Below are 24,108 nucleotides of genomic sequence, written 5' to 3'. Positions count from 1 at the left end.
CCGCTCCGGCCGCTCCGGCCGTGAGGCTCGCTGAGTCGGCTGGAGGGGCGCTGTCGGCGGGGGTAGCGCCGTCGTTTGTCGGCGTACTTGTGTAGGCCGCCATGACCGCGGTGGGATCTGTCTCTGGCGCTGTACCGGTCGGATGCGTGGTTTGGGTGTTGACGGCGTCGCCGGCCCTCCTGTGGGCGGAGGTTGTGGCTCGGGTGGCCTTGGCGTGGCGGGGTTGCCTGGCGGGCCGCGAAGCACGTGTGCCGGGTGGCGGAGGCGGGACGGCAGGGCGCAGGATTCGGGTGGTCTCGGCGGAGTCGGGCTGCTCGGGCTGGGGCTTTCGCCAGCTGCCCCAGAATCGACGCCGCGGATGTTCCACAGAGGACTCGACCGCGGACTCCACCACAGACTCCGTCGCCGCGGGTGTCCCGTCCGGCTGCCGGTTCGTGTCGCTGCTGATCGTGCCCCTGCTGATCAGGCCGCTGTTGGTCTGGCCGCTGTTGGTCTGGCCGCCGTCATGCCCAGCACCCCAGAGCTCGCCGCCCCGTTCAAGATCGCTCCGACCGCGCTCATCGGCAGAGGCAGCAGAAACGGCCCGGTCGGCAGACGCGGCCCGGTCGGCAGACGCGGCCCGGTCGGCAGACGCAGCAGAGGCGGCAGACGTAGCAGCAGAGACGGCAGACGTAGCAGGGTCGGCAGACGCGGCAGAGACGGCAGAGACGGCCCGGTCGGCAGACGCGGTAGAGACGGCAGCAGGGTCGGCGGACGCGGCAGCAGGGTCGGCGGACGCGGCAGCAGGGTCGGCGGACGCGGCAGCAGGGTCGGCAGTTGCGGCAGGGACAGCGGCGGGGTCAGCAGACGCGGCGGGGTCAGCAGACGCGGCGGAGTCCGTGGCGGGGTCGGGTGGGGTGGGCGCTTGCCGGGCGCCGGCTTGCGGCTGCTCAGTGGTCATTCCGCTCCCTTGTGCCGCCGGCCGGTCAGTTGCCTGCTTTCTCGCGCAGGAGCGCGATGTCGGCGGACTGGCCCTCGATTCCGCCCGGGGTCTCGACGATTGCCGGGGCTCCGGAGGCTCGGATGGCTGCTACCACCAACTCCGGGTCGATCTTGCCATTGCCGAGGTTGTCGTGCCGGTCTCGACCCGAGTCGAAGGTGTCCTTCGAGTCGTTGGCGTGGATGAGGTCGATGCGGCCGGTGATCGCCTTGACGCGGTCGACGATGTCGAGGAGCTCCTCGCCGCCGGCGTGGGCGTGACAGGTGTCGAGGCAGAAGCCCGCGCCGAACTCGCCGACAGCGTCCCAGAGCCGCGCAAGGCTGTCGAAGTGACGGGCCATCGCGTGGTCGCCGCCCGCTGTGTTCTCGATCAGGACCGGGAGCGGCAGGCCACCCTCCTTCTCCGCATACGCGAAGGTCTTGCGCCAGTTGTCGAAACCGACCGCGATGTCGTCGCCGGCGTTGACGTGACCGCCGTGGACGATGAGTGCCCGGGCGCCGATCTCGGCTGCCGCGCGGGCATGGGTGAGCAGCAGTTTGCGGCTCGGGATGCGGATGCGGTTGTTGAGTGTGGCGACGTTGATCACGTAGGGCGCGTGGATGTAGATGTCCACGTCGGACGCCTTCAGGGCTGCCGCGTCGGGGCGGGCGGCCGGTGCCTTCCAGCCCTGTGGGTCTGCCAGGAAGAACTGGACGGCGTCGGCACCGCGGGCGGCTGCCGCGTCGAGGGGATCGGCGGGATCTACATGGGCTCCGATGCGCATGGACCGAGCCTACGACGTGGGTACGACGCTCACCGTTCGTGGCCGCGGGTCCGCGTACGCGTCACTCCCTCGTTCAAGATGTCGTTAATCGGGAGAATTGACCACATAACGGGGAGATGGTGGCATGTCGCGGCAAGTCAGAAACCGTGTCGCAGCGATGGTGTTGGGCGGTTTTCTGCTGGCCGCGGCGGTTGTCACCACGGGAGCGGCCAGCGCTGCTCCCACAGGAACGGGGGCCTGCGCGACGATCGAGGTCGTGGTGTGCGGGAGTGCCGACGAGCCGCTTCCGGTGCCGGTCACGCCGGATCCCACGGTTGACCCGACGGATGTCCAGCCGGGGCCCGATCCGACAGATCCGACTGTTCCCCCGGGGTCGACCGATCCGGGAACCCCTGCTCCGACGGACCCGACGACGCCGCCCGTGGCCACGCGCACGCCTACTGCGACGCCGAATACCACCCGGCCCACGCGTCCGGGCTCAGTGGTCACCCATACTGCCGCGCCGGTCCTGCCGCCGGGCGGTCCCCGTTCCCCGATCAAGAACACTGCTACGGGTACGCCCGGAGCTGCCGTTCCACCGTTCACGCAGGTCCCGCCGCGTAACGCGAAGGCGGCCCTGGCGGGCGTACCGACGCTGAAATTGCCTTTGACCCCAACGCCGGCCGCACCGGCGCTCGATGCTGGAACCGCGCCGGAAGATGCGGCGGCGGAGCCGGTCGCGGCGATGGATCCGATCACGGAGTCGAGGCCGATCGGGCTGCTCGCGCTGGTGGCGGTGATCTGCGTGGCCGGTGTGGGCGCTGGGACTATTCGGGCATTTGTGTCGGAACGTGCATCTCGGTCAACGATCGCGTAGACTAGTCGGCAGAAGCTCCGCGGGGCGGCCGTTCCAACCTCATCGGTGTGGTCGTTCCTCCCCAGGTCCCACCCAGCGAATGCGGGCCGGGCGCCCCGCGGCTCCACCAGGAAAGAGCCTCGTCCCAGTGACGGGGCTCTTTTTGGTTGCCCGGCGACCCCCGGGTATGCTTCTCGGGTTCGCAGTCTGTACGCCGTGGGGCACCTGTCCCGCGGTTTCTTTCTGCGAGCGACACAAGACCTCCTGCCGCGGAAATACCGTGGCCGTCAAGCCCACAGGAGGTGAGAACGTCTTGCGTCATTACGAACTCATGGTGATCCTCGACCCTTCACTCGAGGAGCGCACCGTCGCCCCGTCGCTCGACACGTACCTGAACGTGATCCGGACCGCGGGCGGCTCGGTTGAGAAGCTCGATGTCTGGGGCCGTCGTCGGCTCTCGTTCGAGATCAACAAGAAGTCCGAGGGCATCTACGCCGTCGTGGACCTGCAGGCGACCCCCGAGGCCGTGGCGGAGCTGGACCGTCAGCTGCGGCTGAACGAGTCCATCCTGCGTACCAAGGTCATCCGGCCGGAGACCCGCTGACGTTCGTTTTTGTCGTAGGGGTCTGAGAACCTTTTCGACGAACGACGCCCAGCGGCGAGGAGAAGATCATGGCAGGAGAAACCACCATCACGATCGTCGGTAACTTGACCGACGATCCTGAGCTGCGCTTCACCCCTTCGGGTGCGGCGGTCGCCAAATTCCGCATCGCTTCGACGCCGCGGACCTTGGACCGGCAGTCGGGTGAGTGGAAAGACGGCGAGCCACTCTTCCTTGCGTGCAACATCTGGCGCGAAGCCGCCGAACACGTCGCCGAGTCGCTGCAGCGTGGCGCTCGGGTGATCGTGCAGGGCCGGCTGCGACAGCGGTCTTACGAGACCCGCGAGGGCGAGAAGCGCACCGTCTACGAGCTCGAGGTCGACGAGATCGGCCCGTCCCTGCGCTACGCCACGGCGAAGGTGCAGAAGGCGAGCAGGTCCGGTGGCGGCGGCGGAGGCGGCTTCGGCGGCGGCAGCGGCGGTGGTGGCAACCGGCAGCCCAGCAACGGTGGCGGCGGCGGTGGAGGCGGCAACGCATCCTCCTTCGACGACCCGTGGGCTACGGCGGCCCCGGCCTCCGGCAGCCGTCCCAGTGGCGGCGGCGGCAGCTCCTCATTCGACGACGAGCCTCCCTTCTAAGCCCCTCACCGGGCTTATCCGAGTTCAGGAGTAAGAGCAATGGCTAAGGCTGCGGCACTTCGCAAGCCGAAGAAGAAGGTGAACCCGCTCGACAAGGACGGGATCACCTACATCGACTACAAGGACACCGCGCTGCTGCGCAAGTTCATCTCGGACCGCGGCAAGATCCGCGCCCGCCGGGTGACTGGCGTTACCTCGCAGCAGCAGCGGCAGATCGCCCGCGCGGTTAAGAACGCCCGTGAAATGGCGCTCTTGCCGTACACGGCGACGGCGCGCTGAGGGGAGGCACCAAGATGAAGATCATCCTCACTCACGAGGTGTCCGGACTGGGCACCCCCGGCGACATCGTCGAGGTCAAGAACGGCTACGGCCGCAACTACCTCCTGCCGCAGGGCTTCGCGATCCAGTGGAGCAAGGGCGCCGAGAAGCAGGTCACGGTCATCAAGCGGGCGCGCGACGCCCGCGAGATCCGCGACCTGGGCCAGGCCAACGAGGTCAAGGGCCAGCTCGAGGGCCTGAAGGTCACGCTGCCGGCCCGCTCCGGCACCGGCGGCCGCCTGTTCGGCTCGATCACCCCGGCCGAGATCGTCAACGCGGTCAAGGCCGCCGGCGGTCCGTCCCTCGACCGGCGTCGCCTCGAGCTCCCGGCCCACATCAAGACCACGGGCGCTTACAAGGTCCAGGTCAAGCTCCACCCCGAGGTAACCGCCTCGTTCCCCGTGAACGTCGTGGCCGCCAAGTAACACCAGAACCACGAAGCGCGCCGTCCCAGCCGGGGCGGCGCGCTTTTCTGTCCCCGCAGCTCCCCGGCCTGCTTCCGAGCTGGCCCGGCTTTGTTGGCTGGCCGATCTCCACAGCTGGCCCGTGACGCTGCTCGGCCCGTCGAAGACTGCGGCACGGGGCAGCGGGGCCGCTGCTTTTCAGCTGAGCGACTGGCCGGTGATCGCTGAGGTGAGGACGGTAGCGAGCCCGCCGCCCATCACCGCGGCGGCGAGGCCGACGCTGGCAGCCTTCCAGGACCCGCTCGCCCACCGCAGTCCGACCGCGACCAGCATGCTCAGCACGAGCGACAGCCCGAACTGCGGCGCGGCCTTCGCGATCGTGTCCAACGCGTGAGTCTGCTGGCCGCTGAGCAACAGCATGTAGAGAACGAAGAGCACGACCGGCACGCCGTACCAGCCAACGGTGTAACCCACGGCCTTGAGCGGACCGCCGGTGTCCTCCTCGATCTCATCGTCCGGTTCGAGCAGATCGTTCTGCCGGGCCGAAGCCGACGTGAGCGTACTCACAGGCCGTCGCTCATAAGACCCGGTCGGCGACGTCATGACCGCACCCCGCGGCGGCCACTCCGTATCCGGCGGATCCTGCCAGCTGGCCCCCGTCCGCTGAATAACCTCGGTAGCACCCGCGGACGCCGAGTTCGCAGCCGGCACCTTCACCGACCCCGCGGCCCCACCCTGCGACGGCGCCCGGAACGGCACAAAGTTACTGGTACTGAACCGCCGGGACTCCCCATCAGCAAGATCACCGTCAGCCGCGAGCTCCCGACGCCAATCGGGCTGCCCACCGGCACCCGGGGTACGACCGCTCTGAGCTCGCTCCTCTTGCAGCCAGCCGGCCGTTCCGCTGGGGTCGGGCGCCCGGCCGTTCTGCGCGCGCTCTTCCTGCAGCCAGGGCGCGGGTTCGCCTAGCTCAGGACCACTTGGGGTACGGCCGTTCTGCGCGCGTTCTTCGTCGAGCCAGGACGCGGGACCGGCCTGCTCCGGGGCACTTTGCGCCCGGCCGCTCTGGGCGCGTTCTTCCAACAGCCACGCGGCGGTGTCGCCATCCTGCCGCGGGCCTTTCTGCGCGCGCTCCTCCTGCAGCCACGCAGCGGGCCGAACCTCAGTGACAGCATCGGAAGGCCGCGGCCCGCCCGTCTCGGCACGTAGTTGACTGAGCCAGTCCTCGGACTGGGCATCCGCCTGCACGGACGCCCGCCCCACGCCGGGCTTGGCCTGATCCCCGCCCATCTCGCGACGCCAGTCCTGCGCTGCCCCACGATCCTGCGCTGCCCCACGATCCTGTGGCGACTCCTCGTCCTGCTGCCGTGCCACGGACGCGGCCGATCCAGGCCGATCCATCGCACCGGGCACAGGCACCGCCGACACAGGCCGGTCGAACCCACCGGGCGCCGCCGATACGGGCCGGTCATAGTCGCCGGGCGCCGCCGAGACAGACCGGTCGAACCCCCCGGGCGCTGCTGACACGGGCCGGTCGTAGTCGCTGGGCGTTGCGGAGACCGACCGGGTCGATCCTCGGGGCGCTGCCGAGACCGGCCGGTCGTCGTAGCTGCCGGGTACTGCGGAAACGGGTGCGTCGGCGGGGCCACTGCGTGAGGTGCCCGGGCCGCTGAAAGCTCGGCCGGTGTCGTCCGGGGCACCGTCGCGTTGCCGGCCCGGCCCAACTTCGAGCTCGCGGGCGCGTCCCTGCAGAGGCCGCGTGGGCCCTTCGCCGTCGCGTCGGTAGGCATCCTGGGAAATCGGTGTCTCAGGAGCCGAACCAAGCTGCAGCGGAGCATCGGCAGCTCGGCGCCGCCCACCCGTACGCCGGCCGCCTTCCGGTCCTTCACCCTCCGCGCCTTCGCTCGCCGGCGGGCCACCGGGCGGGCTGTCAGGGGCACGGCGGCGTCGCCGTGGGCGGGGTCCGTCGCCTCGGTCGTCCTCGTCGTCCTCGTCGTCGTCGGAGTCGGCCCGGTGCCACTGACCGGTGTCGCTGTCGCGGAGCCATACCTCGGTCTCGGGATCGCGATCCCAGGACGCGGTTTCGAGCTCCCGCTGCCAACTGGTGTCCGGCTCGCGCCTGCGGGCGTACTCCCGCTGGCTGTCCTTGCGGCCCGGCATCCCGACGCCGCGCTGCGCGTCCAGACCACGACGGGGCTCGCGCTGGCTTTCCGGACCACGCGGGCGCGCGGGTCGGCGATCGGGGGTACGCCCCTGCCGCCCCTCGCCGTCGCGCTGCCACGATCCGGTGTCCCCGGGACCTGGCGCCTGGTCGGGCCGTCCGTCTCGCTGCCAGGAGCCGGTGTCCCCGGGCGCTGGCCGCCCGTCACGCCGCAACGATCCGGTGTCCCCGGGAGCCGGTACTTGATCAGGCCGTCCGCTGTCCGTCGGTCGCGGCCGTCCGTCTCGCTGCCAGGAACCGGTGTCCCCGGGCGCGGGTCGCCCGTCACGCCGTATCGATCCGGTGTCGCCGGGCGCAGGCCGTCCTTCGCGTTGCCACGATCCGGTGTCCCCAGGTGCGGGCCGCCCGTCACGCCGTATCGATCCGGTGTCCCCGGGCGCAGGCCGGCCCTCACGCTGCCAGGAGCCGGTGTCGCCGGGCTCGGGTCGTCCGTCGCGTTGCCATGAACCGGTGTCGGACCGTTCGTCGCGTTGCCAGGAGCTGGGCTCAGGCCGCTCGTCACGCTGCCATGAGCCGGTGTTGGATCGTTCGTCCTGCTGCCATGAGCCGGTGTCGCGAGGCCGGGGGCCGCCGGGGGCGGGTGGCTCGTCGCGTTGCCAGGAGCCGGATGCGGAGGGAGACGCGGATTCGATCTCGCGGCGCTGCCACGAACCCGAGGGCGAGCCCGATTCGATCTCGTACGGCCGGTCGGACCTGCTGCGCCGGCCGGTCTCGCCCCGCCCGCTGTCCGGGCCGGTCTCGCGCTGCCAGGAGCCGGTGTCCGTGCGGCTCTGCCAGTTGCCGGGCCTGCCGTCCTGCGGAAGCGGGATGATTCCGGTCTCGGTGGCGCTGTGTGCCCAGGGGTCGACTGCGGGTGCGGGTTCGGAGTCGCGCCGCCACGAGCCGCTGTCGTTCCAGCCGTCGCGTGGCTCGGGACCGCGTGCCTGGTCGCCGCTGCGCCAGCTGCCGCTGGGCGGTTCCGATGACTGCCAGTTGTCAGTACGCCGGGGAGCGCCGCGGGATTCGTCCCCGCTGCGCCAGCTGTCGGTGGTCGTACTCGTTCGCCAGTTGTCGCTGGAGGGCGGCAGGGGGGAGGGCGGCTGGGTGGCGTCGCGGCGCCAGCTGCCCGTGTCGGACATCGGGTCCTGGAACGCGGGGATGCTGCCCGTGTCGGTGTGGCCGGCCCAGTTGTCGGCGTCGGAGCGCGTGGTCCAGCCCGTACCCCCGCCTGTCCGGGATCCGGGTTCCGGGGCCCGGCGGCGACCCACCTGGGGTGACCCGGCGGCCGATTCGCGACGCCACTGAGCGCGGTCGTCCTCCCGGACGAGGTGCCGGCCGTCCTCGGACCAGCTTGACCGGGGCGGCTCGGAGGTCGGCTGCCAGCTCGAGCGGGTGTCCCACGACGGCCGGTCCGAGCGGGTCTCCCACGACGGCATGGACGACGACGGCGATGCGGCCGACGGCATCGACGAGGAAGGCATGGACGGCATCGAGGACGACGGAGCCGCGGGCGGGGTCGAATACTGCTGCCACGACGGCCGGTCGTCGGGTCGCTGCCAGCTCGGTGCGGCGTCGGCGGGGCGCGGCGGGGCCGACTGCTGCCAGCTCGGTGTGGGGTCCGACGGCGGTTGCTGCCAGCTGGGCGTCGGGTCGACGGGCCGCTGCTGCCAGCTGGGCACGCTGTCGGCGGCACCCTGCTGCCAGCTGGGTGCGGCGTCCGCGGGTCGCTGCCAGCTCGGCGGAGCGTCCGCGGGTCGCTGCTGTTGCCAGCTCGGGGTCGGGTCGGCGGCAGGCTGCGGCCAGCTCGAGGTGGGGCTGGGAGGTGACTGCCAGCTGGGGGTGGGGTCGACCGGCCGCTGCTGCCAGCTGGGCGTGGTGTCCCCGACCTGGCCCGGCAGACGGTCGTTGGGCTGCTGCCAGCTCGGGGCCGGCTCGGCGGCCTGCGGCCAGCTCGAGGTGGGGCTCGGCGGTGACTGCCAGCTGGGCGTCGGGTCGACCGGTCGCTGCTGCCAGCTGGGTGTGCTGTCTGCGGCAGCCTGTCGCCAGCTCGGTGTGTCAGCGGCCTGTTGCCAGCTCGGGATGTTCTGCTCGGCCGCGGAGTCAGGGGTGGGCCACGCGGTGCCTGAGATGGCCGGTAGGCGCGTGGACGGCTCGCCAGGGGTCACGCTCGGGGGCGGGACCGCTTCGTCCTCTGCGCCGCTCTGCCAGGCCTCAGTGGTGGTACGCCAGCCGTGCGAACCGGTGGACGATCGCCACTCGGTCGTCTGGCGCCACCGGGCTGACTCGGTGGTCGCGCGCCACTCAGCGGTGGACGTCCGCCAGCCGACGCCGTCTGCCGGAACCGGTGGACGGCCCGTTGCCGCGACGTCCGACCAGCGGCTGACCGTGCCGGAACCGGAGCGCTCGACGGCCTGGTCCTCGTTCTGAGCCCACGCCTCCGCGCGAAGCGACCAGGCGACCGCCTCGGGGATCGGCTGCATGCTGCCCGTGTCGGTCACCGAGCCGCTGCCCCAGATCGGCGCCCCAGGCTCGACATTCTTGGACGAATCAGGACTTTCCGGGCGGTCCGAGGGTGGCCAAGAGTCAGCGGCGCTCCTCTCGCGCGGCAGGCGGGCGCCGTAGTCCCACTCCCGTTGGTCCACCTGAAAAGCGTGACGTGCGTTGCCCGGTTCTGCAACGCCCTGGCGCGATCGCTTCGTTACCGGCAGCACCTTTTTGTTTTCTCCACATGCTGGGGACGACGAATATGCAGCTCACGGCGGTGCAGACCACCACGGCCGACGGAGTTTTACACAGGCTGTGCACAGGGCCGCGCACAGGCACAGCGACGTTGTCCACAGGTTGTCCCGAGCGCCGTCCACCGCAGCGTTTGGGTCGATGACGTGCGGGTTCGTATGGTTACCGGCGCTGGATCGCGCCCACCGGCCGGTCCGCACGGGTCAAACCGGCCCATGTGCCTGATCCGCCGGGAAGGCGGCAATTCGTGTCCTGGATCACTCGGTCGGGCGCGCCCTCACCCGAAAGTGTCGTACCAGAGGTGTTTGATCTACTCGGGTCACTGGCGTTCGCGCCAGGTCCCACCCGGACGGGATGTTCATCCGGCCCGGCGTTCACAGGAAGGGGAGGTCGGAGTGTCCATCACCGATGACGCACGACCGGAGGCCCGTCCGCAGTCCTCGGGGCGCCCGTCCGGCCCCCCGCCGTCCAGCGAAGGCGCGTTCGACAAGACCCCGCCACAGGACATCGCCGCCGAGCAGAGCGTCCTGGGCGGCATGCTGCTCTCCAAGGACGCCATCGCCGACGTCGTCGAGATGCTCAAGGTCGCGGACTTCTACCGGCCGGTGCACGCGACGATCTTCGACATCATTCTCGGACTGTACGGTCGCGGCGAACCCGCCGACGGCGTCACCGTGGCGGCCGCGCTGGCCGACTCCGGCGACCTGCAGCGCATCGGCGGGGTGCCGTACCTGCACACCCTGATGGAGAGCGTCCCGACAGCGGCCAACGCCTCGTATTACGCCCGCATCGTCGCGGACCGCGCGATCCTGCGCCGCGTGGTCGAGGCCGGCACCAGGATCGTGCAGCTGGGCTACGGCTCCGGCGGTCACGAGGGCCGCGACGTCGACGACATCGTCGACCTGGCTCAGCAGGCCATCTACGACGTGACCGAGAAGCGCGTCAACGAGGACTTCGCCGCCCTCGGCGACATGCTGCAACCCACCCTCGACGAGATCGAGGCGATCGGTGCGGCGGGCGGTGGCATGGCCGGCGTACCCACCGGATTTGCCGACCTTGACCGCCTGCTCAACGGCCTGCACGCTGGCCAGCTGATCATCGTCGCCGGCCGCCCCGGCCTCGGCAAGTCAACCGTCAGCATGGACTTCGCCCGCAACGCCGCCATCCGCAGCAATTGCGCCGCCGCCATCTTCTCCCTCGAAATGAGCAAAATCGAGATGGTGATGCGCCTCCTCTCCGCGGAGGCCCGCGTCCCGCTGCACTCCCTGCGCTCAGGCCAGCTCTCCGACGACGACTGGACCAAACTCGCCCGCCGCATGGGCGAGATCAGCGAAGCCCCGATCTTCGTCGACGACACCCCGAACATGAACCTCATGGAGATCCGAGCCAAGGCCCGCCGCCTCAAGCAGCGCCACAACCTCAAACTCCTGGTGATCGACTACCTCCAGCTGATGAGCTCCCCGAAGAAAACGGAAAGCCGCCAGCAGGAAGTCTCCGAACTCTCCCGAGGCCTCAAGCTCCTCGCCAAAGAGATCGAATGCCCGGTCATCGCCGTCAGCCAGCTGAACCGAGGCCCGGAACAGCGAACCGACAAACGCCCCCAACTCTCCGACCTGCGAGAATCCGGCTCCATCGAACAGGACGCCGACGTAGTCCTCCTCCTCCACCGAGACGACTACTACGACAAAGAATCCCCTCGAGCCGGCGAAGCAGACTTCATCGTCGCCAAACACCGAAACGGCCCCACCGACACAGTCACCGTGGCCGCCCAACTCCACCTCTCCCGCTTCGTGGACATGGCCATCGTCTAACCCCCTCCCCCACGAGGCGGCCCATAGTCCCAGCCCATCCGTTTACCTTCCTCGCACATCGCTCGGAGGGTCTCCTCGCTGGGTAGCTCCGTCGCCAACACGTCGTGGGCGATTCGTTCGGCTGCTATGCGGTCGAGCGACTGCGTTCTCTCCCGGTACTGGTCGTCGAAGAGGAACCGGACGGCCAGGGCCGGGGCGTAGATCCACGCCTTCCGTGGGACGCTCCACAGGATCGCCTCAAGTGGGCCGGTCACCTGTATGCGGTGGACCACGATGCTCGTTATCAGACCCGAGTCGTCCGACTTCAGGATCGTGCGGTAGCTGAATGCCGGCTCGGTCATCTGAGCGTTCCGATCTGTGTGGGCCAAAGACTTCCCCCGGAATCAGGCCGTACCTGTCGAGGATGTTCTGGAAGGTAGCGCCCTTGACCGACAGCATGCGCAAGTATTCGTTCCAAGCCGCATCCTCCTCGGCGATCCACGTTGCGAACGTCGAGTCGACCTGCTTCGAAACAGGTAGATCGTGCAGATCAGCCGGCTGATGCTGGGAAAGCGCGAGACTCTTGTTGATCGCGAGCATCTGCACGAAAGCATCGACGCGCACCGCGAACGGTGCCTGATGCAGTCGGAGGATCTCGTACAGCCGATGGGTCTGCTTCGCTGCACGCCATGACAGCGCGGTAGGGAACTGCATCTCGAACCGGAACCCGCCCGGGTCGGTGACTGTGGCGTTCAACCCGTTGTGGCGTCCGCCGGGGGTCCAGAATCCCACTACCTTGCCGACGTGGAACCCGCGCTGCCGAAGAGCCTCGAAGATGGACAGAATCGATCTCGAGTATCCATTTTCGGGTGTCTGCACCGAAAACCGAACCCGGTCCTTCACCGTTCCCAGAAAACCGTGAACGTCTAGGCCCTCGGTCTCTTTGAGCTCGGCAAACGTTCGGCTGATCGACTCCACAGTCTTAACCGAGTGCTCCAGCCCGACAAGTTCGAGCGGCCCGGCATCGGATCGCACGGAGCTGACGGAATCCAGAATTGTCTGCAGCTCCCCGGCGAGCCGAGCGGCGACCACTTGAGAAAGATCTACCGAAGCGACTATGGCGACCTTGTCCTCCCCATCGAGCGCGTCGACGTATTGCCCTTCGACCTCAGCGGGATCAAAATCGGCCGCCGTTACGCCGGCAACGGACAAGGAATCCAGGTTTTGATCATCGCTTTGAGGTAAGCCCGGTTCGGGCGGCGGTGCCGAGGCCGAAGCCGGTGGTGGTGCTGGGGGCGGCGGGGGTGGTGGGCCTGGGTGGGTTTGGGTTCGGGTTCGGGGGTGCCACCAGCCGTCTTCCCGGTTTTTGAAGGGTAGGGGGGTGCCTTGGCTGTTGACGACGAGGGCGTCGAGGGCGATGAGGTTGTCGGGGTGGGGTTCGCCGCGGTGGCCGTAGAGGGCCATTCCGGGTGGGGCTATGCGGCCTGATTGGGGGTCGACGTAGAGGATTTCGCCGTTGTGGTTGATGGCTGCCCAGGCGTGGGCGGAGCCGCCTTCCCAGGCGTTGACGAGGAAGGCGAAGGAGCCGTGGCCGCCCGCGATGAGCTGGGACGATACGTCGGTGAGGGCTCGGGCTACGCGTTGGCGGGCGAGGGTGGGGGTGTCTGCGGGGTTCGGTTTGCACAGGGATTGGAGGCGGCCGCCTGTTGCTTGTTCTACGCGTTCGGGGCCGGTTGTTTCGCCGTAGAGGGGGCGTTGGGGGTCGCCGTCGCGGTAGGCGTCGAATGTGCGGGGGGCTGAGACGCGGGGGCGGCCGTGGATGTAGGTGTCGAAGAAGGAGAGGACGCAGTCTTGGCAGTTGATTCCGCGGGTCGGGTCGGCTGCGGGGCCGCCGTCGTTCATGAGTTGGAAGTACGGCGAGCGCGGATCGACCAGGCGCATCGGGTTGCCGTAGAAGTCTCTGGGAACGGCGTTCTCGACGTCTAGTTGGTGCTGGGCGAGCGGGACTCGGAGACCGCCGAACTCGCCGTATCTGCGGGAGCCTTCAATTGCGGGCGGGTGGCCGTCGCCGGTCAACATCGAGCGGTTTCCGAGCGAGACCGCGCCGGGTGCGAGGTTGCCGGTGTCGCGGTTGGTGCGGTGCCAATCCTGCGGACCCACCGTTGACAGATCGCCGGTGGCTATGTCGAATGCGGGGTCGCGTACCACTCGGGCCTCGGTTTCGGCCCGGTCGGCGGCAAAATGGGCGGTGGTGGCGTTCGTGTCAAAGAACTGGGCCAGGCCTGGATCGAACTTCAGGAATCTCGCCACCCGGGCGGAACGGCGCGCGTTCCGGGCCTGCCGGCGGGCATTCTTGGCCTTCTCCTCAAGCCGTTCGGCGGTGTCCTGGCGTCGCATTTGCCCGTAGGCCGCCCGCTGTTCCCGTGCGAATCGGAAATAACGGTCCACTTCGGAGGTCGCTCCAGGAGGTGCCGCCGCCGGCCCAGACCCAGATCTCGACGGTACGCCCGCAGCGCGATCCCCGCCCATCAACGGACCCGACCACGGGCTTCCGCCGTGTTGACGCCCGGCACCTGGCGAATGGGGGACGAACCCGGGAGCGAGAGGCGTAGACGCCTGTCCGTAGGGGCTCGGAGCGGGCGATGGCGACAAAGGGTCCGAGAGCGGCGGCGGCGCATAGGCGTTGCTCGCCTGCCCGGCAAAGGTTCCTGAGTCGAAGCCGGCAGCCGAGAGCGAAGGCGCCGAAAGAGAAGCCGCCGCCAAGCCGGTGGAGCCACTGATGAAGCCCGTAGGGCCGCCGGCCAGGCCGCTTGGGACGCCAGCCAACTCGGTGGAGTCACCGGCCAAGCCAGTAGGGCTGCTGCTCAGGTCTGTGGAGTCGCCGGCCAAGCCGGTTGGGCTGCTGGCCAGGTCTGTGGAGTTGCCAGCCATGCCGGTTGGGCTGCTGGTCAAGTCGGTGGAGCTGCTGGCCAAGCCGAGATCTGTCGGTAGGGGGGAGGGTTCGGCGCTTAGAGGGGTGGCGGTCGAGTCCAGGTTGGTTGGGATCGTCAGCGCGCTGGTGTGCGCGATATCCGAGCCTGAAGGAGCGGAAGCAGGGTTCAGTCCCAGGTCAGGACGAGCAGAGGCTGGATCTGGTTGAGAGGAATCCAGGTACTGACGGGCGCCGCCCAGATCTGAGTGAGCGGTATCCAGTCCCGTGGGGACAGTGCTGACCCCGGGTTGGGGTGCGCTCAGGTCTGAGGGGGCGAGGCTGGAGAGGTCGATGGGGGGTGGGGAGGCTGGGCTGGGTGTTGGCGGGGTGGGTTCGAGGCCAGGGGGGAGGGTGTTCGAGTCGGGGGGTGGGGACAGGGCTGACATTTTGGATAGGAGGGAGTCTGTGGCGGTGGAGGTGCTGGATTGGAAGGAGGAAGTGGTGGCGCCGGAGGTGGCTGATTTGGCTAGTCCTTCCAGGTTCGGGAGGTTGCCGGTTATGGCTGCGCCGCCGAATTCGCCGAGGACCTCTGCGCCGGCTCCGCGGAGTACTCCGCCGTCGTGGGAGCCTTTTCCGGCGTGTGCGCCGGCTGCGGCGAAGCCGCCTCCGAAGCCGCCCGCGGCGGACATTCCCAGGTCGGTGAGGTTCACTCCGGATGCTCGGCCGGTGGAATTCTGGTAGCCCTGGACGGCGCCGTTCGTGGCTAGTTCCTCGCGGGTTTCGTCGAGGCCTTCGTGGAGGGCTTCCTTGCCGAGGTGTTTGCGGCCTTCTCGGGTGGTGAGCTGTTTGGCCGCTCGGGTGCCCGCTTCCTTGACGGTCTGCTTGATGGCTTTGCGGCCGAGTTGTTCGACGAGTCGTTTGAAGATCTGCTCGATGGCGATCCTGGTGGCGGCGATCAAGCCGCCCGCTGCGGGTGAGGCGGCGCCGAGGGTCATGGCGACCGCGACGGCCATGCCGATCAGTTCGATCAGGAACATGCCGATTTCGATCCAGGCCTCGAGTTTGGCGCCTTCGAGGTCGCGGCCGCAGCCTTCGACCAGTTTTGCCATTTCGTCGGCCATGTCGAGGAGGGCGGCGAGGGGCGAGTCGGCCTGTTTCCAGGCGTCGGCGAAGGCGTCGGCGGTGACTCCTTCACCGCCGTATCCGTTGAGGACCCGGCCGGCCGCGTCGGAGGCGTCGTCGCGGGGGACCAGCATCTGGCCGGCGATGGTGTACCAGTGGTCGGCGACGTCCCAGGTGGAGCTTTCGTTGCCGGCCGGCCAGTCGAAGCCGACGACCCATTCCAGCGCCTCGTAGGCCCAGCCCGGGACGTCGAACGGGCAGAAGTCGAGCGGATTGGGGATGGGGCTGGGCAGGATCGTCATCGCCGGTTCCGGTACGTGTGCTCTACGCGTACTGATGCGTGAAGATCTGCTTCTGTGGCCTCTCGAACCGCCTGGATGACCGCGTCGCCGAGCCCGGCCACGTGGCTGCCCAAAGCGGTCCAGGCCTGCAGGAATTGTTCTTCGGCGGGGCGGTAGTTGCGTTCGAAGGCGCGGCCCATGTCGTCGGTGCCCCAGGGCTGGGCGCCGCTCATTGCCGCTAGTTCTGCCCCGGCGTCCGACCGCAGTTCGCGGAGGTGTTCACCGGCTGATGCGAGGTCACGCCCGGCGCCACCGGCGAGGGTGGGGTCGAGCCAGAGCTCACTCATCGCCGAGTCCGAAGACAGGGCCGGAAGCGGGGCCGGGAACGGGGCCGGGAGCGGGACCGAAATCGGGCCCGGAAGCGGGAGCCGAGGCGGGTCCGGGGGCATCCCGCATGATCGCGTCCTGCCGGCGCAGCAGCGAGCCGAAGTCGTTGTCGCTGAGGAAGCGCATCGGGCCGGATTCGGAGGGGATCAGACCCGCCATCAGGCGTTGGACCTCGATCGCGGCCTTGGTGGCGGCCGCTGCGGTGACCGCGATGATCTCGTCGGCGAGCTCGTCGGGTTCCAGCTCGCGATAGACGCCCGGGTCGAGTTTCAGGTCTATGAGCTGGCCGCGCGGCCCGACGGTGGCCTCGACGAAGCCGTCGTCGGAGCGGACGGTGGCCCGCAGCGCACTCAGGTTGCGCTGCAATTCGTCCATTCCGGACCTAAGCCGCTGGTACTGGCCGTGTACCTCGTTGAAGCGTGCACGCAATGCCTGGTTAGCGTCACGATCTGCTGTCTCCGCCACGGTCGCCCCCCTCACGAACGTCCATCGACGTCAATGACAGTAACGGGCGACGCAACCGTATGTGTTCAGGTAACTTCAGCGCGTGCACATTTTTGGCACATCGAGGGGGCGGAATGATCACACGGGACGAGGCCGAGGAGATCGCCGCCGGCTGGGCGCGCAGCGAAACCGAGCGCCGGGGGTACGAGTGCACGCCGATGGTCACCGAGTTCGACCTGGGGTTCGTGGTGTGGACGCGCCAGCCGCCCGCGGTGCTGCCGATCCCGGGGGACGGTGCCCGCACGGTCATCGATCGCGAAACCGGTGCGCTGTCAACGTTTCCCGGGGTGCCGCCCAGCGTGGTTGCCGAGCTGTATCGCGAGCGGTGGCCGGAAGTCGCAGCTCAGCGGCGTACGGTGGCTCCAGAAGTGGAATTGCGGCGCAACGCGCGTCGCAGGCCGGTGCCGACGACGGCCGCGCACATCACTGTGGACGGACGGCTCTATCTGGCCCGCGGCGCCAAGGGTGACCAGGAGATCAACCACCATCCGCTGGTCGCGCGGCAGCTGCGAGACCTGGAACCCGCTTCGACGGTACGCGGCCTCGAGCGCCACGCCGAGTTGATCGTGCTCTCCGATGTGCTGCACGAGGCTGACCGGCACCGCGAAACCCCGATGACCCGCGACGAGGTCCGTGCCTGGTTGCGCACGGCGGACTTCGAAGCATATTTCGTACGCGAAAAAGGTGACCCGCTCGCCGGAACCGAAGCCCGTCCGTGCGAATCCTGCATCGCGATCCTCGTCGACTTCGCGCTGCTCCCCTGGTCCCACCTGGCGTTCATCGAACCGTTCCGCCCGTACTCGGAGAACGTCGCCCAGCCCGGCCGCTTCCCCGACCCGGTCGCCGGGGCGCTGGCCGACGCGGGCTGGCGACCGATGCAGCGAACCGTCGCCGAGGTCCTGGCCGACGGCATGATCGACGATGTGGTGCTGGTGCCGGGGAACCGGCATCGGCATCGGGTGTTTCCCGCCGCCCGGGCCGCGGTGATGGACTTTCCGGGGATCTTCTGCGGGCTCCGCGGTCCTGGGATTCGTCGGCAGATCAGGTGGCTGAACCTCGAGCCGTCGGCCGCGGCGTACACGGCGGATGTGCTCGGAGAATTTGGCACCGTGATCGGGACTCGGCTGTTTCCGCTCGGCGTGGAGGCCAAAGGCGACGCGATCCTCGCGATCGACGAGCACGGGCGGGTCTTCGCGCTGGATCAGGGCGGCGAGTGGTATCTCGGCAAGGATCTCGACGAGGCGCTGACCGGCCTGCTGACCGGCGACGGCCCGGCCGAACGGGTCCGCGACGACGGCAGCTGGTAGGCGGCGCGCGCCACTCACGCGCACCACTCAAGGGCGGCGAGTCACACTCGGGGGGTGCCCGCCATCAAGCGGGGGCGCGGCGGGTTGCCGCGCTCCCGATTCGGCGTCGGTGAGGCTCAGTCGAAGAGCTCGCCGAGGAAGCTCTTCTTGCGGCGGTAGTGGCCGTGATGCCCCTGCTGCCGGTAGTGGCCGTGGTATCCGTGCTGTGCGTACTGCGGACCGTGACCGTAGGCCGGGGCCGGGGCAGCCGGATAAGCGGGCTGGCCGTAGGCGGGGGCCGGGGCCGCGTAACCACCGTGGACCGGCGGGGCGGGCGGGGCCGGAGGCGGGTAACCCCCCGGGGCTCCCGGAGCCTGGGCCGGGCGCGGTGGGGCACCGGCCTGCGGTTGGCGGCTGTTCCAGTTGGCCTCGGCGTCGAAGAGTTTCTCCAGCTCGCCGCGGTCGAGGAAGATGCCGCGGCACTCCGTGCACTGGTCGATAGTCACGCCGCTGCGCTCGTAGACCCGCATCTCGCCATGACACTTGGGACAGGTCATCTGCATCTTTAAACGGTACAAGGCCGTGTCACTGCGTGGTGGCGTTGTCCCTGTGGGTCTGCTGAATGTCAGCCTGTATGCGCCAGCTATCCGGTGGACAGTCGAGCTGGTTGCCACTCCCGCCGGCCGAGTGCGGGGGCCCAGACGAGGAACGCGAGCGGGTACAGCAGGTAGCCGAATCTGGTGGTCGGCATGAGCAAAGTTGCGGCGAGGAGCCCGTACCCGCAGAAGAGGGCGGCTGTCGCGGCCGTGTGTGGCGGATGCTGGATGAGTCGCACCGCGATCGCCAGACCTGCCGCGAACAACAGTCCGATCGCGACATAACGACCGCCGGGCAGTGCCTGCGCGATGAGATAGCCCGGGAAGGGTGACTGCGCGGGGCTCGTCACCACCCCGTGACCGAGCGGGAAACGCAGGACGTTCTCGACGAACGCGTCCGCGTGGACGAGCAAGGCTGGTAGCAGCGTCAAGATCGGCAGGCCCAGGGCCCCCGGCAGGAAGCGGCGGACGTCCTTGCGCGTGATCGCCAGAACCAGGAGCACGGCGAGCACCGGAAACGCGAACAACTTCAGCGAGGCCGCCGCCCCCACCGCCACGCCCGCCGCGACGAACCGGCCCCGGCCCGCGAATGCCAGCGCGAGCAGCGACAGGGCGAGCACGGGGAGGTCGTCGCCGCCGGTCGCGAGCGTCAGGGCGCAGAGCGGGAGCACGGTGGCGAACTGCAATGCGCGTACGGTCGAGGTGGTCAGCAGCCGCACCGCCGTGACCAGCGCACCCGCGGTGACCAGGGCAAACCAGATCCGGGCGTCGGTGAACCAGAAGTCGCCGAGGGCAGCGCGAGGCAGACCGAAAACGGCCATTCCTGGCTGGTACGGCGCGTAGCCCAGCAACTGATCGCCTGACGGCAGCGCGGAGATGGCGTCGCGGGAGAGGTACGGCGTGCCGGTGTGCGCCAGGCGTTCGCCCATGTGCTCGACGACCAGCACTTCCTCCTGGGCGCGATCGGTGCGGCCGGTTGCGCGCTGCACCGCCTCCACCACTAGGGGAAGGAGTGCCGTCGCGGCCCAGGCTAGCCAGGTCAGGCCTGTCCGCGCGGCCGGTCGGCGGAGGATCAGCTGGGTGCTGGTGATCAGGAAGGCCGCGAGGTAGCCCCAGGCAGCGATCGTTCCCCAGGCTCGGTGCGGCAGCAATGTCGAGGTGAGCGCCGTTACCAGCGCGAATACGGCGGAGAGCCCGTAGAGGGCAGCGTCTGCGGCGAGTCCACCGGCTGCTTGATCAATCCGCTCCGGCAACCTCACGCTGGCCAGTCTGGCAGAGCCGATCATTCGCTGGCTGACGACCCACTTAGGTTGTGTGCAATTAAGTTGTGCACAATTTAATTGCACACAACCTAAGTGTGGATCGGCTTCGCCGTGGGGCCGGGCGGGTGGAAAGGCCGGGTGATGATCAAGCCGGGCGGGCGGTCAGGCCGGACGGGGTGGGTCAGGCCAGGTGGGCGGTCAGGCAGGACGGGCGATCGGGCAGGACGGGGCGGGTCAGGTGGGCGGTCGGGGCGGGCGGTCAGGCCCGATGGGGTGGGTCAGGCCGGGTGGCGGTCGGGCCGGACGGGCAGTCGGGCCGGGCGGGGTGGGTCAGGCCGGGTGGTGGTCGGGCCGGACGGGCGGTCGGGCCGGGTGGCGGTCGGGCCGGACGGGGTGGGGCGGGCCGGACAAGGTGGTCGGGTCGGGCGGGGTGGTCAGGCTGGGAGGTGGGGGATCTGGGAGCGCGAGTTGCGGCGGCGGGGCATGCGGACGACCGACCCGGCCTTGTGCAGCGGCTCGGCCAGGATGCCGGGTGTGCCTGCGGACCCGCGTTGCAGCGTGGCAAGCAGTCGGTCAGCCCGCATCGGGCGAGCGAACAAATGCCCCTGCCCGGCGACGCAGCCGAGCTCCCAGAGCGCCAGCCGCTGCGGTTCGCTCTCAACCCCCTCGGCGACCACGCTGAGCTGCAGGCTGCGGGCTAGGTCGACGGTTGACCTGATGACGGCCGCGGCCTCCGAGGACGTCTCGACCGCGGTGACGAACTCTCGGTCGATCTTCAGTTGGTGCACCGGGATGCGGGACAGGACCGAGAGTGATGAGACGCCCGTGCCGAAGTCGTCGAGGGCGAGGCGGACGCCGGCGTCGCGTAGTTCGCTCAGGGCCCGGTCGACGACGTCGAGCTGGCTCAGTGTCAGGGTCTCGGCCAGTTCCAGTACGAGCCGGTCGGGTGGCACCGAGTGGGCGGCGAGCCGGTCGAGGACGGTGGCTGGGAAGGTGGGGTCGAGGAGGCTGCGGGGGGAGACGTTGACGGCGACGGGGAGGTTGAAGCCGGCGTCGCGCCAGACGGAGAGGGCGGTAAGGGATTCTTCGAGGACGGCGTCGGCGAAGGCGGGGAGTTGGCCTGAGCGTTCGACCGTTTGCAGGAACTGCATCGGGGTCAGGTTGCCGTGTTCGGGGTGGTGCCAGCGGGCGAGGGCTTCCGCGGAGGTCACTTCGCCGGAGGCCAGGTCGACGATGGGCTGGAAGTCGACGAAGAATTCGTGCTCGGCCACCGCACGGGTGAGTTCACCGCCGAGCATCAGGCGGCCGACGTCCGCGGTGTCGTGTGCGTGGGCGTACGTGGCTGTGCTCTGGCCGCCGCGTTTTGCCTGGTACATGGCGACGTCGGCGCGGCGCATCAATTCCTGGACGCCGCCGCTGCCGGGGGCGAGGGCGATGCCGCCGGCCGCTTCGACGGTGAGTTGCATGCCGTCGACCACGATCGGGGGTTCGAGGCAGGTGAGCATCGCGGCGGCGCGGTGGCTGGCCACGGCCGGGGTGGGCAGGTGGGCGAGGAGGACCGCGAACTCGTCACCGCCGAGCCGTGCGACCAGGTCGCCGGGTTGCGCGGCGTGTTCGAGCCGGCGGGCTACCTCGCGCAGGACGTCGTCGCCGGCGGCGTGACCGAGGGTGTCGTTGACCTCCTTGAAGTGGTTGAGGTCGATCAGCAGCATGGCGAGCATGCCGTCGGAGCTGCGGCCGGCGAAGCTGCGGGCGGCCTGTTCGAGCAGCTCACGGCGGTTGGCGAGGCCGGTGAGCGGGTCGTGGGCTGCCTCGTACGCGTTTTCGGCGCTGACCCGCTTGAGCTCGGCGTACGCCCGCGCGTTGCCGATGGCCGTGGACAGTGAGGACGCCAGCGTCTGCAGCTTGTACTGCTCGGATTCGTTGAGCTTGACCGGTTTGCGGAAGCGGAGCCGCAGGACACCGATGGCACCGCTGGTCGGGCCGTCGAGCGCAGCCTCGATGGTCGAACCCTCCCGCTCGGGGGCCTCGCTGCGCGGTCCTTCGTAGCCGAGCCGATCGGCCGAGCCGCGCACGAGACGCGGTGGGTCCACGTCGTCCAGCTCGATCTCGGCCTCGTCGGCGGAGAACAGCCCGGGGGTGCGGGTCACCGCGGAGTGCAGCACCGAGGCCAGGTCGGTCACGTTGAGCTGGTCGGCGGTCCCCGCGAGTCGCTGCCAGGCCTCCTGGTCGGCGCGCTGACGGATCTTGTTCTTCGTCGCGAGCTGCAGGGCCAGCACCGTGGGGATCATCGTCACGATGAGCAGCGTGCTCCGCTCGATCGTGAGGACGGCGACCAGCGCCAGCACGATGTTGAACCCGCGGGCGGCGAGCACGAGGTCGAGGTTGCGCAGCATGGTGCGCCGCCATGACGTGCGCGTTGCCAGCGAGAAGATCGTGTTGCCGAGGAACTCGTCAACGATGCCGTAGGCAAGTGCGGCGGCGAGAAGACCGAGCACCAGACTCGGGTACGACTGGAAGTCGCCGATGTGCCCCATGTCGGGCCGGATGCCGACCAGGTAGGCGGTCGTGCCGGCGGCGGTGGCCGCGACGACGTCCTTGGCGACGTTCCAGGTGACCTTCATCGGGTCCCGGATGGAGATCTTCGCCGTCAGGATGCCCAGCATCGTGCAGATGATCACCCACTGGGGCGGGATGGTGGCCACCGCGACCAGCAGCGCGCCGGAGGTCGCCGAGTAGGCGCGCTTCTCCGAGCGGATGCGGATGAGGATGATCGGGCTGCCCGCGACCGCGATGATGACGGTCAGCGCGGCGAGATAGAACAGGCTGCCGAGCGGCACCGGTGGCGCCTCGAGCGCCGCCTGGAGCAGGCAGCATGACCCTGCGAACGCGACGAGGCCGACACACAACCGGAGTCGTTTGTCGGCCTTCGCGTCGTTCACCGCGGGTGCTCCATGTCCCCATGGTCCCCCGTTGCCCATACGGGCTGTCAATCCCTTGTCGCCACTCTGTAGCCGGCGAGGGCTGTCTGATTCAGTGCCAGTCGTTGTCACGCATTTGCGCCTCCATCACATGAACGGCATGCAAAGCCTTTTTTAAGGGCGTTGCGGAGCGAGTCCTTTGAGGAGCGCCGGCCGCGTTCCCTGCCAAGAGGTTAGGAAAGGAATGCGTAGTCAGCAAGAATGATTTGTCGCTCGTTTCACGAAATGCGAGTCTCGCCCGCTTTGTACCGAATCAGTGACCGTTTAACAACGCTCCGCAGTGTTCGGAGACCGTGTATTTGCCGTACCCCTCCAGTGGTTCGCGCACGCGTACTGGACGGGTGCCATGACCTGGAGTGCAATGTACGTCCGATGCCGTGGGGGCACCTCATGAAAAAAGCGTGTGGTGGACCAATTCACCGCGTGGAACGGATTGCAATCCGAAATGGCTACGGAAAGTGCAATGGTGCTGACAATGTGCTATTGCCTGGCGCGCCTAATTCCAAGACCATCTTGCTGGTGGATACGCTGGTGAACGTGACAGACGCAGCGAAAATGACTCATGTCGACGCCCAGGGCGCGGCACGCATGGTCGACGTATCCGCCAAAAACGTGACTGCTCGCCGTGCTGTCGCCGCCGGCCGGCTCGTCACCACCCCCGAGGTGGTGGCGCTCCTGCGCGGTGCGGGGGTGCCGAAGGGCGATGCGCTGGCGGTCGCCCGGCTCGCCGGCATCATGGGCGCGAAACGGACACCCGAGATCGTCCCGTTGTGTCACCCGATCGGGCTGCACGGGGTCACAGTGGACCTCACTGTCACAGACACCGGCGTCGACATCCTCGTCACGACCAAGACCGCGGACCGCACCGGCGTCGAGATGGAGGCACTGACGGCGGTCGCGACCGCGGGTCTCGCTCTGATCGACATGGTCAAGGCCGTCGACCCGGCCGCGAGCATCGAGGCCGTCCGCGTCCTGCGCAAAGAGGGCGGCAAGACCGGCGATTGGGTACGCCCGGAGAACCGCCAGTGATCCGCGCCCGGGTCATCGTCGCCTCCAACCGTGCCGCCGCGGGCGTCTACGCGGACACCAGCGGTCCCCTGCTCGTCGCGGGCCTGCGTGATCTCGGCTGTGAAGTCGACGCCGACCCGGTCGTGGTGCCGGACGGCGAGCCGGTGGCCGAGGCACTGCGCGCGGCGATCGCTGACGGCGTGGACGTCGTGCTGACCAGCGGCGGCACCGGGGTGACCCCGACGGATCGCACCCCCGAGGCGACCCGGCCCCTGCTCGACTTCGAGGTTCCGGGCATCGCCGAGGCCGTCCGGGCGTACAGCAGGGACAAGGTGCCGGCGGCGGTCCTCTCCCGTGGCCTCGCCGGGGTGGCCGGTCGCACGCTGATCGTGAACCTGCCCGGCTCGACCGGGGGTGCCCGCGACGGGCTCGCGGTTCTGGCACCGGTCCTTGCTCACACCGTGCAGCAGATCGGTGGCGGCGACCATAGGCTGCAGGGGTGAAGG

General features: G+C 69.0%; 17 protein-coding genes. 8 read left to right on the top strand and 9 right to left on the bottom strand.

What is annotated here, in order from left to right:
* Window positions 1-965: 965 nt before the first annotated feature.
* On the bottom strand, window positions 966-1,742 hold the full coding sequence (locus Aco04nite_RS19300; protein WP_212998631.1) for a deoxyribonuclease IV: 777 nt from the start codon (window positions 1,740-1,742) through the stop codon (window positions 966-968).
* Window positions 1,743-2,890: 1,148 nt separating this feature from the next.
* Between Aco04nite_RS19300 and rpsF the strand changes: the two genes are divergently transcribed.
* The 4 genes from rpsF (at window position 2,891) to rplI (ending at window position 4,559) form a co-directional block, all read left to right on the top strand.
* Window positions 2,891-3,181 (top strand): 30S ribosomal protein S6, encoded by a 291-nt coding sequence (gene rpsF, locus Aco04nite_RS19295; RefSeq protein ID WP_106128737.1) that lies wholly within the window; start codon window positions 2,891-2,893, stop codon window positions 3,179-3,181.
* Window positions 3,182-3,249: 68 nt separating this feature from the next.
* Window positions 3,250-3,816 carry a single-stranded DNA-binding protein gene (locus tag Aco04nite_RS19290; RefSeq protein WP_212998630.1) on the top strand — a complete coding sequence of 189 codons (567 nt, stop codon included), beginning with the start codon at window positions 3,250-3,252 and terminating at the stop codon, window positions 3,814-3,816.
* A 39-nt stretch (window positions 3,817-3,855) separates the two neighbouring features.
* Window positions 3,856-4,095, top strand: coding sequence for a 30S ribosomal protein S18 (gene rpsR / locus Aco04nite_RS19285; protein ID WP_007073789.1), 240 nt, complete (start codon window positions 3,856-3,858; stop codon window positions 4,093-4,095).
* A gap of 14 nt (window positions 4,096-4,109) precedes the next feature.
* The gene (rplI, locus tag Aco04nite_RS19280; protein ID WP_203837312.1) at window positions 4,110-4,559 is read left to right on the top strand and encodes a 50S ribosomal protein L9; all 450 of its coding nucleotides are present in this window, start codon (window positions 4,110-4,112) and stop codon (window positions 4,557-4,559) included.
* Window positions 4,560-4,736: 177 nt separating this feature from the next.
* Here the strand turns inward: rplI and Aco04nite_RS19275 are convergent, their stop codons facing one another.
* Window positions 4,737-9,236 (bottom strand): hypothetical protein, encoded by a 4,500-nt coding sequence (locus Aco04nite_RS19275; RefSeq protein WP_212998629.1) that lies wholly within the window; start codon window positions 9,234-9,236, stop codon window positions 4,737-4,739.
* A 633-nt stretch (window positions 9,237-9,869) separates the two neighbouring features.
* Here Aco04nite_RS19275 and dnaB point away from each other — a divergent pair.
* The gene (gene dnaB, locus Aco04nite_RS19270) at window positions 9,870-11,285 is read left to right on the top strand and encodes a replicative DNA helicase (protein ID WP_203837317.1); all 1,416 of its coding nucleotides are present in this window, start codon (window positions 9,870-9,872) and stop codon (window positions 11,283-11,285) included.
* On the opposite strand, the gene Aco04nite_RS19265 is transcribed toward dnaB, so the two are convergent.
* The 4 genes from Aco04nite_RS19265 to Aco04nite_RS19250 are packed head-to-tail and all read right to left on the bottom strand — an operon-like array spanning window position 11,282 to window position 16,430.
* Window positions 11,282-11,539: a hypothetical protein gene (locus Aco04nite_RS19265; RefSeq protein WP_212998628.1), complete on the bottom strand. Its 258-nt coding sequence runs from the start codon at window positions 11,537-11,539 to the stop codon at window positions 11,282-11,284. The genes dnaB and Aco04nite_RS19265 overlap by 4 nt on opposite strands.
* Complete coding sequence (locus tag Aco04nite_RS19260; protein ID WP_212998627.1) at window positions 11,523-15,599, bottom strand: toxin glutamine deamidase domain-containing protein; 4,077 nt, start codon at window positions 15,597-15,599, stop codon at window positions 11,523-11,525. The genes Aco04nite_RS19265 and Aco04nite_RS19260 overlap by 17 nt, the downstream gene beginning before the upstream one ends.
* The gene (locus tag Aco04nite_RS19255) at window positions 15,596-15,925 is read right to left on the bottom strand and encodes a hypothetical protein (RefSeq protein WP_212998626.1); all 330 of its coding nucleotides are present in this window, start codon (window positions 15,923-15,925) and stop codon (window positions 15,596-15,598) included. Before Aco04nite_RS19255 ends, Aco04nite_RS19260 begins: the two co-directional genes overlap by 4 nt.
* Window positions 15,918-16,430 (bottom strand): YbaB/EbfC family nucleoid-associated protein, encoded by a 513-nt coding sequence (locus Aco04nite_RS19250; RefSeq protein WP_212998625.1) that lies wholly within the window; start codon window positions 16,428-16,430, stop codon window positions 15,918-15,920. Before Aco04nite_RS19250 ends, Aco04nite_RS19255 begins: the two co-directional genes overlap by 8 nt.
* Window positions 16,431-16,543: 113 nt before the next feature.
* On the opposite strand from Aco04nite_RS19250, the gene Aco04nite_RS19245 reads away from it, so the two are divergent.
* A complete protein-coding gene (locus Aco04nite_RS19245; protein WP_212998624.1) occupies window positions 16,544-17,776 on the top strand; it encodes an SUKH-3 domain-containing protein in 1,233 nt (410 codons plus the stop codon).
* 116 nt (window positions 17,777-17,892) lie between these two features.
* On the opposite strand, the gene Aco04nite_RS19240 is transcribed toward Aco04nite_RS19245, so the two are convergent.
* The 3 genes from Aco04nite_RS19240 to Aco04nite_RS19230 all read right to left on the bottom strand — a co-directional run bounded on the left by Aco04nite_RS19240 (window position 17,893) and on the right by Aco04nite_RS19230 (window position 22,555).
* Entirely contained in the window at window positions 17,893-18,318 is a 426-nt protein-coding gene (locus Aco04nite_RS19240; RefSeq protein WP_212998623.1) for a TFIIB-type zinc ribbon-containing protein, read from the bottom strand.
* 80 nt (window positions 18,319-18,398) lie between these two features.
* Window positions 18,399-19,637, bottom strand: a complete 1,239-nt coding sequence (locus tag Aco04nite_RS19235; RefSeq protein WP_212998622.1) for a glycosyltransferase 87 family protein — start codon at window positions 19,635-19,637, stop codon at window positions 18,399-18,401.
* A gap of 410 nt (window positions 19,638-20,047) precedes the next feature.
* A complete protein-coding gene (locus Aco04nite_RS19230; RefSeq protein ID WP_244876114.1) occupies window positions 20,048-22,555 on the bottom strand; it encodes a putative bifunctional diguanylate cyclase/phosphodiesterase in 2,508 nt (835 codons plus the stop codon).
* 594 nt (window positions 22,556-23,149) lie between these two features.
* Here Aco04nite_RS19230 and moaC point away from each other — a divergent pair.
* Both moaC and Aco04nite_RS19220 read left to right on the top strand, forming a co-directional pair.
* Window positions 23,150-23,623 carry a cyclic pyranopterin monophosphate synthase MoaC gene (gene moaC, locus Aco04nite_RS19225; RefSeq protein ID WP_438874925.1) on the top strand — a complete coding sequence of 158 codons (474 nt, stop codon included), beginning with the start codon at window positions 23,150-23,152 and terminating at the stop codon, window positions 23,621-23,623.
* Complete coding sequence (locus tag Aco04nite_RS19220) at window positions 23,620-24,105, top strand: MogA/MoaB family molybdenum cofactor biosynthesis protein (RefSeq protein ID WP_212998619.1); 486 nt, start codon at window positions 23,620-23,622, stop codon at window positions 24,103-24,105. Before moaC ends, Aco04nite_RS19220 begins: the two co-directional genes overlap by 4 nt.
* Window positions 24,106-24,108: the final 3 nt, after the last annotated feature.

The sequence above is a fragment of the Winogradskya consettensis genome (assembly GCF_018332715.1).
Classification (GTDB): domain Bacteria; phylum Actinomycetota; class Actinomycetes; order Mycobacteriales; family Micromonosporaceae; genus Actinoplanes; species Actinoplanes consettensis.
This window is presented reverse-complemented; position numbering and strand designations above follow the sequence as displayed.